Origin of the sequence: Roseospira goensis, from assembly GCF_014197795.1 — a bacterium.
In the GTDB taxonomy this organism is placed as follows: domain Bacteria; phylum Pseudomonadota; class Alphaproteobacteria; order Rhodospirillales; family Rhodospirillaceae; genus Rhodospira; species Rhodospira goensis.
The window spans coordinates 54,310-69,378 of record NZ_JACIGI010000001.1 but is presented as its reverse complement, the minus strand read 5'-3'; the positions used below and the strand labels follow the sequence as shown (position 1 = coordinate 69,378).

The following is a 15,069-nucleotide window of genomic DNA, read 5'->3' as shown; positions in this document are numbered from 1 at the left end:
AATAAAGGCGGCACGCCCATTAGCCGCAGCGCGGCAAACCGTCCTGCTCCCCCTCAGGTCCCGTCAGGCCGCGTCAGGCGGGCGGCTCATCGCCGGCCTCGCTCGCCGGATTGGCCGCTCCCAGCGTCTTGGTCAGGTCGAACACCCGGCGGCGGACCTGCGGGTCCGCGATGCGGTAATAGGCCCGCACCAGTTCCAGGGTTTCCCGTTTCGTCAGGGGATCGGACACGGCCGGCACCTCGGCGTCGAGCGCGGCCCCGGCGATGTTGCGCGGACTGAGGTTGGAGACGTCCTCGTCCATGTCCTCGAAGAAATAGCTCATGGGCACGTCGAGGACGCGGCTGAGGTCCCACAACCGGCTGGCCCCGATCCTGTTGGCGCCGCGTTCGTACTTCTGTACCTGCTGAAAGGTCAGCCCGATCGCCTCGCCCAGACGCTCCTGACTCAGACCGAGTAATGTCCGCCGCAGCCGCACGCGGCCGCCGACGTGGACGTCCACGGGGTTGGGTTTTCCGGACGCGGTCCGTCCACGGTTGGAGCGTCGGGGCTGCGGGGCCGACCTGTCCGCCATGGGCATTGCCTTGATGATGGGCGCCTTGAGGGGGAGGCTGAACCGGTGCGCGTAGCGGGCGCCCACTCGTTCAGAAAATACGCGCGCTGCGTTGTGACGACTCTAGGGCCGGCTCGGCAGTCGGTCAACAAAAAACCTATACGTTTATACAAGATGGACCCCTGATGACCCTCACTACTGCGGGCGGTCTCGAGAAAAAGAGGCCGCTCTCGTCTCGCGACGCCCGCGCCAGTGCTGTACGGCGAGCAGCAGGAACACGGCGAGACCTGCACCGACCGCGCCGGTATTCCCCGTCTGCGCGAAGATCGTCGGCGGCAACGCCACCGGCAGCGCGCCGTCCAGCACCCCGCGGGTGCCCAGGTCGAGCCGCCCCGTGACCCGGCCGAGGGGGTCGACGATCCCCGAAATGCCGGTGTTGGCGACCCGCACCAGCGGCAGCCCCTCCTCCACCGCGCGCAGCCGGGCGGTGGCGAAGTGCTGGAACGGTCCGGGGCTCAACCCGTACCAGCCGTCGTTGGTCAGGTTGACCATCCAGGCCGGCCGGTCGGCGGCGTCGACCACCGCCCCCGGGAAAATCACCTCGTAGCAGATCAGCGGCGAGACCGGCGGCAGCGCCGGCAGCCGCAGCGTCCGCGGCCCCTCGCCGAACGAGAAATCCACCCGCCCCGGCGTGATCTTCTGGATCGGCAGGATGTCCCCGAACGGCACGTATTCGCCGAACGGCACCAGGTGCGCCTTGTCGTAGAGCCCGGCCAGCGACCCGTCGGGACGGATGGCATAGAGGCTGTTCCAGACCTGGAACGGCGTCTCGCCGGGCGCGGTGATGCGCGGGGCACCGGTGATCAGCACACCCCCGGTGGGGGCGGCGTCGGCCACCAGGACACGGCGCCCCAGATCGGCGTTGAGCGGGAAGGCCGAGGCGGTCTCCGGCCAGATCACGGCGGTCAGGCCGTCGAATCCCGCCGCCTCGCGGGTCAGCGCCACATGGTCCATCAGGTTCACGTGACGCAGGTCCGGGTTGATCTTCTCGGCCTGACTCAGGTTGGGCTGGACCAGGCGCAGCCGCACCCCCTCGACCACCCCGACGTCGACGGTGGCCAGCCGCCACGCCCCCCAGCCCGCCGGCACCGCCAGGGCCAGAGCGGCCAGGACCAGCACCGCCGTCTTCACCCGGCCGCCCCCCGGATCGGCCAGCACCGCCGGCGCCGTCAGGGCGTAGACGGTGAGACCGCCCAGGCCCAGGGCGCCGACCACGCTGGCGCTTTGCAGCATCGCGGGCCAGGGCATCCAGACGGTGGCGGCCATGTTCCACGGAAAGCCGGTGGCCACCCACATGCGCAGCCATTCGGCCAGCAGCCAGGCGACGGCCAGCGCCAGCACCCGCCCCGGCCGTCCGGGCCGCCAGATCAGGCCCGCCAGCCAGGTCGCGGCCCCGGTGAACAGGGCCAGCACACCGCCCAGCCCCAACACCGCGAAGGGAATCATCCAGCCGAAGGCGGCGGCGTCCACCAGCAACGCGTTGGCGATCCAGTGGATGCCGACGGCGAAATGGCCCAGGCCGAACCACCAGCCCACCGCGAAGCTGCCGCGGTGGCGCCGGACCACCCCGTCCAGGAGCCACACCAGGCCGACCAGCGCCACCAGCAGCAGCGGCACGGCATGGACCGGCGGCAGCGCGAAGGCCGCCAGCATGCCCAGGCCCAAAGCGACGCCGTGGCGCCGCGCCCCGCGCAGGCCGGCGACCGCCGCCGCGATCCGGCCGGGGGCGGCCGCCGCCCGCGCGGCGACGGTCACGGGGCGCCGGTCCCGGTGCCGGTCACCGCCTCGGTCGGCAGGTTGCGCAACCGCAACCTTTTGATGCGCCGCGGGTCGGCCTCCATGATCTCGAACTCCATGCCGCTGTCGTGCACGATCAGCTCGCCGCGCCCGGGCACCCGCCCGGCCAGGCGGAACACCAGCCCGGCCAGGGTGTCCGTCTCCTCGCGCTCGGCGTCGGACAGAAAGGCCCCGAAGCGGCCCTCGAAGTCCTCCAGGTCGAGCCGGGCGTCGGCGACCACCGATCCGTCGTCGTGCACGACCAGTTCGGGTTCGGTCTGGACGTCGTGCTCGTCCTCGATCTCGCCGACGATCTGTTCCACCAGGTCCTCGATGGTCACCAGGCCGTCGATGCCGCCGTACTCGTCCACCACCAGCGCCATATGGGTCCGCTTCAGGCGCATCTCCAGCAGCAGGTCGAGCACCCGCATCGACGGCGAGACGAACAGCACCGCCCGCGCCAGCGCCGCCAGATCGGCGCGTTCGCCGCGGTGCAGGTACGGGATCAGGTCCTTGATGTGGACCATGCCGATGATGGTATCGAGGGTCTCGCGGAACACCGGCATGCGCGAATGGCCCTTCTCGGCCATCAGCGCCGCGATTTCGGCCAGGGTCGCGTCCTCGCCCAGGGCCACGATGTCGGGCCGCGGCACCATCACGTCCTCGGCGGTCATGTCGCGCTGATGCAGGACGTTGGTGATGAGCAGCCGTTCGTGGGCGTCGATGGGCAGTTCGGCCTCGTCGCGCTCCTCGATGATCTCTTCCAGCGTGTCGCGCACCGAGCCCTCGCCGTTGGTGCGGCCGCGGAACAGCGCCCGCAGCCAGTCGCCAAGCGACTCGGCGCCGCCGTCGCCGGGCAGCGGCGGGGCCTCGGTGTGCGGATGGGGCTCGGACCGATCGGGCGGTGCGGCGCGATCGGGTCGGTCGGGCGCCGGGTCGTCCGCGTCGGGACCGCGTGCGGCCCCACCCCCGGAGGCGGGGGGGACGCCCGGCCGGCTACTCTGCGTCGGGTCCGTCATCGTCTCCAGTCCCAGGGTCCCGCATGGCCGGGCGTGCGGCCCGCCCCTCGCCCGCGCCATCGGCATCGGCATCGGCATCGGACTCGGCGTAGGGATCCGCGATCCCGAGCCCGGCCAGAATGCGGGTCTCGAGGCCTTCCATGACCGCCGCCTCGGCGTCGTCCTGGTGGTCGTGGCCGAGCAGGTGTAGCACGCCATGCACCACCAGGTGGCTGAGGTGGTCGGCCAGGGTCTTGCCCGCGCGGGCGGCCTCATCCCGCGTGGTCTCCAGGGCGACGACCACGTCGCCCAGCGTTTCCGGCTCGTCGTCGTCGTCGCGGTCGCCGCCCCAGGTCTCGGCGGGCGGCGCCAGCACGCGGCCCGCCGCGTCCTCCAGGGCGGCGAAGGCGAGCACGTTGGTCGGCGCGTCCCGCCCCCGGAAGTCGCGGTTGAGCGCCTGCACCGCGGCGTCGTCCTCCAGCGCCACACACAGCGCCAGCGGCACCCCGGCGGCGGCCAGCGGCGCCAGCGGCGAGTCCGGCAACGCCGCCGCCACCGCGGCCCGGGCTGCGCGCGTGCTCAGGGCCACCGGGCCGCGCACCGCCTTGCGCCAGGCCGGCGCCTCGACCACCACGTCGACCGTCACGTCGACCGTCACATCAAGGTCGGCCGCGGCCGACACGGGGGGGACGCTCATCGCCGCGTCTCCCGCCCGGTCTGGGCCGGGCTCGGGGCCGACTCCGCCGCCGCCGGGGTCTTGGAGGCGCGCTGGCGGTCGCGCGCCTCGTAGGCGCGCACGATGCGGGTGACCAGGTCGTGGCGCACCACGTCGCGGTGGGTGAAGTGGCACACCGCCACCCCCTCCATGCCCTCCAGGGTCTCCAGGGCGTCACGCAGCCCGGAGCGCGCGCCCAGCGGCAGGTCGATCTGCGTCATGTCGCCGGTCACCACCATGCGCGAGTGCTCGCCCATGCGGGTCAGGAACATCTTCATCTGGGTCGGCGTCGTGTTCTGGGCTTCGTCCAGGATGATGCAGGCGTTGGCCAGCGTGCGCCCGCGCATGAAGGCCAGCGGCGCGACCTCGATCTCGGCCGCCTCCAGGCGGCGCATGACCTCGTCGCCGGGCAGCATCTCATAGAGCGCGTCGTACATCGGCCGCAGGTAGGGGTCCACCTTCTCGCGCAGATCCCCGGGCAGGAAGCCCAGGCGCTCGCCCGCCTCCACCGCCGGGCGCGACAGGATCAGGCGATCGACCACGCCGGTCATCTTCAGCATCACCGCGTGGGCGATGGCGAGGTAGGTCTTGCCGGTGCCCGCCGGCCCGAGACCGAACACCAGCTCGTTGCGCGCCAGGGCGTTCAGATAGCGCGCCTGACCGGGCGAGCGCGCCTCGATGACGCGCTTGCGGGTGCGCAGCACCGGCGCCGGACCGGACAGGGCGTCCGGCTCCAGGCCCATGCGCACGGCGGCGTCGACGTCGGCCTTGCTGACGTCCTGACCGGCGCGGGCGCGCGCATAGAGCGCGTCCAGCGCCCGCGCTGCCACCGCCACGCCGTCGGCCGTGCCCACCAGCGTCACCTCGTTGCCGCGCGTCGGCAGCGACACCCCGAGCCGGCCTTCCAGATGCTCCATGTTCTCGCTGCCGGGCCCGAACACGACCTGAAGGGCGCCGTTGTCCGCGTAGGTGCGGACCTCCTGCACGGTATCCTCGGTCACGCGGGGACCCTCTGCGGACCCTGGGGAGCGCCCCCCGGGCACGCCACCAGGCGGCCCGCCAGGCTGTTGGGCTGACCGGCGTCGATGACCACCCGCCGCACCGTCCCCAGCATCTCGGCCGGGGCGCTGACGTGCACCGGCTGCATGAACGGGCTGCGGCCGACGAGCTGGCCCGGCTTCTTGCCGGTGCGGTCCAGCAGCACGTCCATCTCCAGGCCGACGCAGGCCCGGTTGAACGCCACCTGCTGGGCGTTCAGCAGCGCCTGGAGGCGGGCCAGCCGCTCGGCCTTGACGTCCTCCGCCACCTGCCCGGGCAGGCCCGCCGCGGGCGTCCCCGGCCGGACGCTGTACTTGAAGGAATAGGCCTGGATGAACCCGATCTCGTCCACCAGGGCCAGGGTGTCGGCGAAATCGGCCTCGGTCTCGCCCGGAAAGCCGACGATGAAATCGGACGACAGCGCAAGATCCGGCCGCGCCGCCCGCAGCCGCTCGACGATGCGGCGGTAGGCGGCGGCGTCGTGGCCGCGGTTCATGGCCTTCAGGATGCGGTCCGAGCCCGCCTGCACCGGCAGATGCAGGAACGGCATCAGCGCCGGCACCTCGGCGTGGGCGGCGATCAGATCGTCGTCCACGTCGCGCGGGTGGCTGGTGGTGTAGCGGATGCGGTCCAGGCCGTCGATCTCCGCCAGCGCCCGGATCAGCCGGCCCAGTCCCCAGGGGGACCCGTCCGGACCCTCGCCGTGATAGGCGTTGACGGTCTGGCCCAGCAGGGTGATCTCGACCGTCCCCGCCGCCACCAGGGCGCGCGCCTCGGCCAGGATGTCCGTCACCGGGCGTGAGTACTCGGCCCCGCGCGTGTAGGGCACGACGCAGAAGGTGCAGAACTTGTCGCAACCCTCCTGCACCGACAGGAAGGCGGCCGGCCCACGCACCCCCGGGGCCGGCAGGTGGTCGAACTTGGGATCGGCCGGGAAATCGGTGTCGAGCTGGGCTTCGCCGGCGCGGGCCAGGCGGGCCACCATCTCGGGCAGCCGGTGGTAGGCCTGCGGCCCCAGCACCAGGTCGACGAATGGCGCCCGGGCCAGGATCTCGGCGCCCTCCGCCTGGGCCACGCAGCCGGCCACGCCGAGCACGGTGCGGCCCTCGCCGCGGGCCTCGCGGGCGGCGCGGATCCGGCGCAGCCGGCCCAGCTCCGAGAACACCTTCTCGGCGGCCTTCTCGCGGATGTGGCAGGTGTTGAGCAGGACCATGTCGGCCTCGGCCGGATCGTCGGTCGGACCGTACCCGAGCGGCGCCAGGACGTCCGCCATGCGGGCGGAATCGTAGACGTTCATCTGGCAGCCGTAGGTCTTGATAAAGAGCTTCTTCGTCGCCAAGGCGAATCGTTCGCGCGGTCGCAACCGCGTCCTCAGTCGTGTCCGGGATGCCCGGGCGTCGGCGCGACCGCCGCACGCTCCGCCGGGCGCGCGGGCATCCCGTTTTGCATCCCCAATCGACGTCAACGTGAGCGGGGGGGCGGGTGTTGTCAAGCCGCGGTTCGGTGACGCGCGGCGCCCGCGTCACCCCGGCGGGGCCGCCAGCGGCCGCCGGGCCAGCACCGCGAAGCGCACCATCAGCACCGCCATGGATACCACACTGGCCAGCGCGATGGCCTGGAACACGCCGGACACGCCCTGACCCAGCGGCAGCGCCAGCAGCGCCGCCACCGGGACCATCACCACCCAGTAGCTGAGCACGTGCAGCCCGGTCGGCGTCCAGGTATCGCCGCAGCCACGGCAGGCGTGGTTCATCACCGACTGGCCGCCGTCGCAGACCAGCGCCAGCGCCGCCCACAGCATCACCGGCACGGCCGCCGCCAGCACCGCCTCGTCGGTGGTGAAGACGCGCAGCAGCGCCTCCGGCCACAGCAGGTAGGCGACCGCGGCGGCGCCGGTGACCACGGTGGACAGCCCCAGGCCGACCCATCCGGCCAGCGCCACCCCGCGCGGATCGCGGCGCCCGACTGCGTTGCCCACCCGGACCTGGGTCGCGGTGGCGAGCCCGAAGGCGATCATGAAGGTCAGGCCGACGAACTGGAACATGACCCCGTGGACCGCCAGCGCCAGCGACCCCAGCAGGCCCACCAGCAGCGTCAGCACGGTGAAGGACCCCGCCTCCAGGCCCTGCGCCACGCCGGCGGCATAGCCGATGCCGCGCAGGCGGCCGGCCCCGCGCCACGGGGCCGGGCTCCACAGCGGCGCGCCCGCGGCGGCGTCCCCGGCCAATCCCAGGTGGACGCGGTCACGCAGGCCGTAGCGCACGTAAAGGCTGATCCCGACCGCCAGCAGCAGCGCGTTGATCGCGGTCGCCAGCGCGCAGCCAAGGGCACCCAGGGCCGGGATCGGCCCCCAGCCGAACACCAGGACGATGTTGAGCCCCAGGTTGGACAGGTTCGCCAGCAGCACCGCCAACATGCCCGGCAGAGGCCGGCTCAGCGCCTCCAGGAAGGTCGCGCCGACCAGGACCACCGCCAGCGACGGCAGGCCCAGGGCCATGATCGCCGCCACCGTCGCCGCCCGCGCCGCGAGGTCCGGGTCCTGGCCGGCCAGCAGGAACAGGGGTTCGGCGCAGAGCGCCAGCAGCACGCCCAGCAGAGCGCCCACCACCAGGCCGTAGGCCACGCCCTGGCGCCAGATCCGGCCCACACCGCCCCGGGCGCCCGCCCCGTCGGCCTGCGCCGCCAAGACCGGCACGCCCATCAGCAGCCCGGCCAGAGTCGCCAGCAGACCGTCGACCACCGCGGCGCCCAGCACGTACTCGGCCAGGGGCTCGGCGCCGGCCCGACCCAGCACGATGACGTCGACGCTGGTGAAGGCCATGAAGCCGAGGCGCGCCAGCACGACCGGGCCGGCCAGAACGACGGTGCGGCGAACGTGGTGGCTCAGGCGGTGGTCGTAGGGGCGGCCAGGGGTGGACACGGGGGCCTCGGCGCGAGAGGGACCGACCGCCGGACAGGGCCGGCGGGTGGTGCGGGTATCTGGGGGAAACCGGCAGCAGCATACGCCACCGACCCGCCGGCGCCTACCACCGGGATGCGGGGCGGGCCGGTCCCACGCGGGAGCGTGGGACCGAGAAGCGAGGGGATCTCGCGCCCACGCTCCTGCGTGGGCGCCGCGCGGTGTGGGCCGGTCCCACGCCGGAGCGTGGGACCGAGAAGCGAGGGGATCTCGCGCCCACGCTCCTGCGTGGGCGCCGTGCGGGGCGGACCGGTCCCACGCCGGAGCGTGGGACCGAGAAGCGAGGGGATCTTGCGCCCACGCTCCTGCGTGGGCGCCGTGCGGGGCGGACCGGTCCCCCGCGGGAGCGTGGGACCGAGAGAGACGGTTCAGGGGTCTCGCGCCCACGCTCCTGCGTGGGCGCCGCGCGGGGCGGGCCGGTTCCGCGCGGGAGCGTGGGACCGAGAAGCGAGGGGATCTCGCGCCCACGCTCCTGCGTGGGCGCCGCGCGGTGTGGACCGGTCCCACGCGGGAGCGTGGGACCGAGAAGCGAGGGGATCTCGCGCCCACGCTCCTGCGTGGGCGCTCCCGCCACCACCGTCACACCCCCGCCATGGTCTCCTCGCGCAGCATGGCGACGACCGCGCGCAGAGCCTCCTCCGAGGTGGCCCCGGCGGCCAGGGACTCGTGGTAGACCCGCAATTGACTGTGGGCGCTGGTGCCGCGGCGGATGATCTCGCGCAGGTGCTCCACCTCGTGGCGGCAGCCCAGCACCTTCTGGTCTTCGCGCGTCAGGTCGATCAGTTCCTCGATCAGGTCGGCCATGGGCACCACCCGGCCGACGCCGAAGTCCACCAGGCCGTCGTCGTAGCCGTAGCGCTGTGCCCGCCAGCGGTTCTCCTCGACCAGCATGCGGGCATAGATGCGCCAGCGCTGGTTGGAGCGGCGCAGCCGCCACAGCATGCGCAGGATGCACACATAGACCGCGGCCAGGGCGATGGTGTCCTCGACCCGGGTGCAGATGTCGGTGATGCGCATCTCCAGCGTCGGAAACGTCGCCGACGGCCGCAGGTCCCACCAGATCTTGCTGGCGTCCTCGATCAACCCGGCCTGGACGATGATGTCCATATGGCGCTGGTAATCGGCATAGGAGTCGAACCGCCCCGGCAGGCCGGTGCGCGGCAGTTCGTTGAACACGCTGATCCGGTAGCTCTTCAGACCGGTGTCGAGGCCGCGCCAGAACGGCGAGGAGGTCGACAGCGACAGCAGGTGCGGCAGGAAGTAGGCGCACTGGTTCATCAGGTCGATGCGCAGGTCGGGGTCCTCGATGCCCACGTGCACGTGCATGCCGCCGATGAGCAGGCGCCGGGCCACCGCCTGGTAGTCCTTGGCCAGGGCGGTGTAACGGTCCTTGAGGGTGGTCTTCTGGACATCCCATTGGGCGAAGGGATGGGTCGAGGCCGCGATCGGGGCCATGCCGTATTCGGCCACCACGTCGCGCACCGTGCGCCGCAGGTCGCGCAGGCACTGGCCCAGCTCGGCGACGGTCTCGCATTTGCGGGTGCCGACCTCGATCTGGCTGCGCAGGAACTCGGGGCTGGCGGTGCCCGTCGCCATGTCGTCGAAGCGCGCCATCAGGGTCTCGGGCACGTCGCCGACCAGGTCGCCGGTCTCCGGGTGGACCAGCAGGTACTCCTCCTCCACCCCGATGGTGAAGGCCGGTTCGGTATTGCTGGCGCACGCCATGGCGGACCCCTCCCCCTTGTCCGTCCGGCGGTGGTGTTACTCCTGTCCGTCGGACAGGGCCGCCGGTTCGACCGTATAGAGTGCCGGGTCGGCCAGGATGCCGTCCAGGGCTTCGGCGAGGCGCCCGGCCCAGGCGGCCGCGCCGGCGTCGCCGGCGATCAGGTCCTGACGGATCTCCACCGCGGCCCGGGGCAGGCCGGCGCTGCCGGCGTGCGCCGCCACGGAGTAGCCCACGACCCAGCCCGAATACGGCTCGTTGTCCCCCACCACGAGGCCGTCTTCGGCCGCCAGACGGGCCATCAGGGGCTCGGCCACGCGCCCGTCGCGGTCCCACAGCACGCCCACGTGCCAGGGCCGCGGCTGGCCGCCGTCGCGCATGGTGGGGGTGAAGGAGTGCACCGAGAACAGCACCGGCGCCTGTCCGCTGATGCGCCACAGATGGTGCAGGCGGCGCGTCACCTCGGCGTGGTAGGGCTCGAACAGGGCGGCGATGCGAGCATCCTCGTCGGCCTCGGCCAGGTCCGTGTTGCCGGGCACCGGGGTGCCGTCGCTGACCGGCGGGATCGACTCCGGCGCCCCGGGCGCCCGGTTGAGGTCGATGACCAGCCGCGAATAGGTCCCCAGCACGGCACAGGCGCCGAGCCGGTGCGCCAGATGGCGGGTCACAGCGGCGGCGCCGATGTCCCAGGCGATATGCCGGTGCAGGTCGGCGTTGTCGAGGCCGAGGCTGCCCAGGGCACGCGGGATGCGGCGGCTGGCATGGTCGCAGATCAGCAGAACGGGCCGGGTGGCGTCGGGGTTGAGCACCTCGAACGGCCCCGGCTCGCCCCGGTCCAGCAGGGCGGGACGGTCCGCCCCGGGGAGCGTCTCGGGCGGCGTCTCGGGCGGCGTCTCGGGCGGCGTCTCGGGGGTCGCGGAAGCGGGGGCGGCGGCGCGTGCGGAAGAGAGGGTCGTCATGGCGGGCAGTATACCGAAGCCGGCGGCCGGCGACAGGGGCCGCGTGCATGGCTGCGTCGCGGGGGCCGAGACCCTGTCCGCGGGCGCCGCAACCACCCGCGGGCCGGGACGCGGGAGCCGACCGCCGCGCCGCGCGAACGGGCCTCGTCGCGCCCCGGGATGACGCCGCCGGGGCGAACGGGTAGAGTCCGCATCATCGCGTGCCGTTCACGCGGCCCGCCCTCGTTTCGTCCGACCACTTGCTTCGTCCGACCAGAGGACTCGACCGATGAAACTGACCGAGAACCGCCTGCTGCGCCAGCAGGGCTACATCGACGGCCAGTGGTGCGACGCCGACGCCGGCGGCACCGTCGCAGTGACCAACCCGGCCACCGGGGCCGAAATCGCGCGCGTGCCCGACATGGGCGTGGAGGAGACCCGCCGCGCCATCGAGGCCGCCCACGCCGCCTGGCCGGCCTGGCGCGCCAAGACCGCCAAGGAGCGCGCCACCATCCTGCGCCAGTGGTTTTCGCTCATCATGGCACACCAGGAGGACCTCGCGGTCCTGATGACCGCCGAGCAGGGCAAGCCGCTGGCCGAGGCCCGGGGCGAGATCGCCTACGGCGCCAGCTTCATCGAGTGGTTTGCCGAGGAGGGCAAGCGCATCTACGGCGACGTCATCCCGGCGCACGGCCCCGACAAGCGCATCGTGGTCATCAAGCAGCCGATCGGCGTCGTGGCCGCCATCACGCCGTGGAACTTCCCCAGCGCCATGATCACCCGCAAGTGCGCGCCCGCGCTGGCCGCCGGCTGCCCGGTGGTGATCAAGCCGGCGGCGCTGACCCCGCTGTCGGCGCTGGCGCTGGCCGAACTGGCCGAACAGGCGGGTCTGCCGCGCGGGGTCCTGAACGTGCTGACCACCAAGCGGTCGTCGGCCATGGGCGCGGAGATGACGCGCAACCCGCTGGTGCGCAAGCTCTCGTTCACGGGCTCGACCGAGATCGGCAAGAAACTGATGGCCCAGTGCGCCGAGCACGTCACCAAGATTTCGCTGGAGCTGGGCGGCAACGCGCCCTTCATCGTGTTCGACGACGCCGATCTGGACGCCGCGGTGGCAGGCGCCATCGCCTCCAAGTACCGCAACACCGGCCAGACCTGTGTGTGCGCCAACCGCCTGCTGGTGCAGGACGGCGTTTACGACGCCTTCGCCGAGAAGCTCGCGGCGGCCGTGCAGGCGCTCACGGTGGGCGACGGCCTGGCCGGCGACACCCAACAGGGGCCGCTGATCGACACGGCCGCGCTGGACAAGGTGCAGGAGCTGGTCGGCGACGCCGTCGGCAAGGGGGCGCGGGTGGTCCTGGGCGGCAAGCCGCACGCCCTGGGCGGGACCTTCTACGAGCCCACGATCCTGGCCGACGTCAGCGAGTCCATGCGGCTGTTCTCGGAGGAGATCTTCGGCCCCGTCGCCCCGCTGTACCGGTTCTCGACCGAAGCCGAGGCGATCGAGATGGCCAACAACACCGAGTACGGCCTGGCCGCCTACTTCTATGCCCGCGACATCGGGCGCGTCTGGCGCGTCTCCGAAGGGCTGGAGTACGGCATCGTCGGCATCAACGAGGGCATCATCTCCACCGAGGTCGCCCCCTTCGGCGGGGTCAAGGAATCCGGCCTGGGCCGCGAGGGCTCCAAGTACGGCATCGACGACTTCGTCGAGATCAAATACCTGTGCATGGGCGGGGTGGACAAGTAGACCCGCCCGCCGCGCCGGATCCGGCGGTCACAGCAGCCGGCCCTGGGCGGGCGCCGGCGTCGGGGCCGTCGGCGGGGCGTCCGGGCGGGCCAGGAATGGGGCCGCCGGGTCGTGCGCCCCGTGGCGCCGCCGGGCCCGGTCGCGGTCGCGCACCGCGTAGCAGTAGGCGCAGCCGTGCGGGCAGGTGTCGTAGGCGCCGATGTCGCGGCTCTCGGCGCAGCCGCAGGACCGGTGCGGCTTGGGCCGGGCCGCGATCGGGCGGCCGGCGACGGCGGACAGCCGGGCCGCGTCCACGCAGGCGGCCGCCCCCACCCCGGGCAGCCCGGCGCCCAGTGCCGCCTGGCCGCACAGCGAAAGCCGCAGGCCCGCCTCGGCCGCGATCCCGGCCAGATCGGCCAGCAGCGCGCGCTTCTCGTCCTCCGGCGGGTCGCGCCAGGTGAACCCATGGTCGCGCGCGCGGGCGTCCAGGGTGCGCCGGCTCTTGGCGTAGACCTGCAACAGGGAGACCACCACCTCGTCGACCACCCCGCGCAGCGCCCGGGCGTGGCGGGCGAAGGTCTCGCGGTGCCAGGCCGGCGGCGTCAGGGAACTGACCACAATGGGGTCGTGGCGCCACACCACCGCCTTCGGCCCATAGCGCCGGCGCAGATCCGCCATCGCCGCCAGCGCCCGCTCCGGCGCCATCACCGCCCGGTCGAGCGCGCGCGGATAGCCCAGCGCGGTCATCTGCACCACGAACGGCTCGCCGCGCGCCGCCACCGCCGCCAGCGCGTCGCGGAACGGCAGCGGGTTGCGGGTCCAGAACACCCAGCCGTCCACCGCCCCCGGCGTCAGCGCCACCCGGGTCGGCCGGCCGCCGTAGGGATTGGCGACCCAGGCCTCGCCGGCCGCCAGCCGGGCGCCGAACCAGCGGGCGTAGAAGGCGGGGATGTCGGTGCGGTAGCTGGCGGACACGATCATGGATGCGGTCTCCCCGTGGTCTCCCCGTGGTCTCCCCGTGGTCTCCCCGTGGTCTCCCCGTGGGCTCTCCAGGGCGGGCGCGGGCGCAGCCGGGTCCACACCGGCCTTGCCCGCCGGTCAGGATGCGTCCATATCGGCGCCATGATGATGCCTGGACCCGACACTGCCGCCGCGGCGGCCGCCGTGCCCCTGGTCAACGGCTGCTTCCTGGACCGCCTGCTGCGCCTCGCGGCCGAGCGCGGCCTGGGCGGCGACCGCGACCGGCTGGCCAGCGCCCACGGGGTGCGCGGCGACGGCTTCACCCTGGACACGGTGCTCGCGGTGGCGGACGATCTGGGTCTCGCCGCCCGTCACACGCGACTCTCCTGGGCCGGGCTGGCGGGGCTCGCCGACCACCTGCCGGCGCTGCTGATCTTCCGCGATGGCGCCACCGCCATTCTGGACGGACTGGAGCCGGCCGTCCCGCCCCCCGGCACGCCGCCGGCGCGGGTGCTGCTGCGCGATGACGGCGCGGCCGATCGCGGCCCGGCACCGCCGCTGGCCCTGGAGCGCGACGACCTGGCGCTGTTCTGGGCCGGCGACGTCATCGTGCCCGCGACCGGCACGCCCTGAAGCGGCGGTCGCGAAACGGTCGCTGGACGGGCGGCGCGCCGCACCACCCCTGACCCGGCGACCCGGGCGCCCGGCTGGGCGCCCGCGCCGTCCGACCCGCAGCAACCGGACCGTGCCATGAAAATCATCCACCTGAGCGACCCGCACATCGTAGCCGCCCCCCGCGCCCTGTACGGCACCGACCCGCGCCGGCGTCTGGCCCTGGCCGTCGCCCACATCAACCGGCATCACGCCGACGCGGCGTTCGTGTGGCTGACCGGCGACCTGACCCACGACGGCGATGACGACGACTATCAGGCCCTGAAGGACATCCTCGCCGGCTGCCGGGTCACCGTCCACCCCGGCCTGGGCAACCACGATGCCCGGGCGCCGTTCCACCGCGTGTTCCCGGAAGCCCCGATGGGCGATCCGGACTACCTTCAGTACGCGGTCGACACGCCCGAGGGGGTGTTCCTCATGCTCGACACCCTGGAACCGGGCCTGAGCAGCGGCCGCCTCGACGCCACCCGGCTGGCCTGGCTGGAGGCCCGGCTGGGCGAGCATGCCGACCGCGACGTCTACATCGGCCTGCACCATCCGCCGCGCGGCTGCGGCCTGCGCGCCATGGACCGCCAGCGCCTGACCCAGGGCGACCATCTGCTCGGCGAGCTGCTGGCGGGGCACGGCCGCGTGCGCCACCTGTTCCACGGCCACGTGCACCGGCCGCTCTGGGGCACCTGGCGCGGCATCCCGCTGTCCAGCGTGCCGTCCCCCAACCACCAGGTGGCGTTGCGCCTGAGTTCCGATCCCACCGTCCTGGGCTGTTTCGATTCGCCCGGCTATGCGGTGGTGGAGATCGCCGACGGCGAAACCATGATCCACCTGGAACGGGTTCCCCTGGACGAGGACCGGGTCTACGACATGGGCGACAAGGCGGCCGAATCGGCGGCCACCCCGGACGCCATCCCGACCGTGACCCGTGCCGCCGCCGACGCCGGGCTGTAGGCATCG

General features: G+C 73.1%; 13 protein-coding genes. 3 read left to right on the top strand and 10 right to left on the bottom strand.

Annotation, left to right across the window (positions count from 1 at the left end):
• Positions 1-73: 73 nt before the first annotated feature.
• From GGD88_RS00330 to GGD88_RS00290, 9 genes are all read right to left on the bottom strand, one after another.
• The gene (locus tag GGD88_RS00330; RefSeq protein ID WP_246423461.1) at positions 74-571 is read right to left on the bottom strand and encodes a helix-turn-helix domain-containing protein; all 498 of its coding nucleotides are present in this window, start codon (positions 569-571) and stop codon (positions 74-76) included.
• Positions 572-745: 174 nt separating this feature from the next.
• Positions 746-2,365: an apolipoprotein N-acyltransferase gene (gene lnt / locus GGD88_RS00325; protein ID WP_343056163.1), complete on the bottom strand. Its 1,620-nt coding sequence runs from the start codon at positions 2,363-2,365 to the stop codon at positions 746-748.
• Complete coding sequence (locus GGD88_RS00320; RefSeq protein WP_184430842.1) at positions 2,362-3,405, bottom strand: hemolysin family protein; 1,044 nt, start codon at positions 3,403-3,405, stop codon at positions 2,362-2,364. Before GGD88_RS00320 ends, lnt begins: the two co-directional genes overlap by 4 nt.
• Positions 3,383-4,081 carry an rRNA maturation RNase YbeY gene (ybeY, locus tag GGD88_RS00315; RefSeq protein ID WP_184430841.1) on the bottom strand — a complete coding sequence of 233 codons (699 nt, stop codon included), beginning with the start codon at positions 4,079-4,081 and terminating at the stop codon, positions 3,383-3,385. Before ybeY ends, GGD88_RS00320 begins: the two co-directional genes overlap by 23 nt.
• Positions 4,078-5,100 (bottom strand): PhoH family protein, encoded by a 1,023-nt coding sequence (locus tag GGD88_RS00310; RefSeq protein ID WP_343056162.1) that lies wholly within the window; start codon positions 5,098-5,100, stop codon positions 4,078-4,080. Before GGD88_RS00310 ends, ybeY begins: the two co-directional genes overlap by 4 nt.
• Positions 5,097-6,476 carry a tRNA (N6-isopentenyl adenosine(37)-C2)-methylthiotransferase MiaB gene (gene miaB, locus GGD88_RS00305; RefSeq protein WP_184430840.1) on the bottom strand — a complete coding sequence of 460 codons (1,380 nt, stop codon included), beginning with the start codon at positions 6,474-6,476 and terminating at the stop codon, positions 5,097-5,099. The genes GGD88_RS00310 and miaB overlap by 4 nt, the downstream gene beginning before the upstream one ends.
• 183 nt (positions 6,477-6,659) lie before the next feature.
• Entirely contained in the window at positions 6,660-8,057 is a 1,398-nt protein-coding gene (locus tag GGD88_RS00300; protein WP_184430839.1) for an MATE family efflux transporter, read from the bottom strand.
• Positions 8,058-8,675: 618 nt separating this feature from the next.
• Positions 8,676-9,821: a carboxylate-amine ligase gene (locus GGD88_RS00295; protein ID WP_184430838.1), complete on the bottom strand. Its 1,146-nt coding sequence runs from the start codon at positions 9,819-9,821 to the stop codon at positions 8,676-8,678.
• 36 nt (positions 9,822-9,857) lie between these two features.
• Positions 9,858-10,778 carry an N-formylglutamate amidohydrolase gene (locus GGD88_RS00290; RefSeq protein WP_184430837.1) on the bottom strand — a complete coding sequence of 307 codons (921 nt, stop codon included), beginning with the start codon at positions 10,776-10,778 and terminating at the stop codon, positions 9,858-9,860.
• Between the two features lie 268 nt (positions 10,779-11,046).
• On the opposite strand from GGD88_RS00290, the gene gabD reads away from it, so the two are divergent.
• Positions 11,047-12,507, top strand: a complete 1,461-nt coding sequence (gene gabD / locus GGD88_RS00285) for an NADP-dependent succinate-semialdehyde dehydrogenase (protein WP_184430836.1) — start codon at positions 11,047-11,049, stop codon at positions 12,505-12,507.
• 27 nt (positions 12,508-12,534) lie between these two features.
• Here gabD and GGD88_RS00280 read toward each other — a convergent pair whose 3' ends face one another.
• Positions 12,535-13,467: a DUF1848 domain-containing protein gene (locus GGD88_RS00280; protein ID WP_184430835.1), complete on the bottom strand. Its 933-nt coding sequence runs from the start codon at positions 13,465-13,467 to the stop codon at positions 12,535-12,537.
• Between the two features lie 141 nt (positions 13,468-13,608).
• Here GGD88_RS00280 and GGD88_RS00275 point away from each other — a divergent pair, with 141 nt between their 5' ends.
• Positions 13,609-14,079, top strand: a complete 471-nt coding sequence (locus GGD88_RS00275; RefSeq protein WP_246423460.1) for a cysteine peptidase family C39 domain-containing protein — start codon at positions 13,609-13,611, stop codon at positions 14,077-14,079.
• Positions 14,080-14,196: 117 nt separating this feature from the next.
• Positions 14,197-15,063 (top strand): phosphodiesterase, encoded by an 867-nt coding sequence (locus GGD88_RS00270; RefSeq protein WP_184430834.1) that lies wholly within the window; start codon positions 14,197-14,199, stop codon positions 15,061-15,063.
• Positions 15,064-15,069 lie beyond the last annotated feature (6 nt).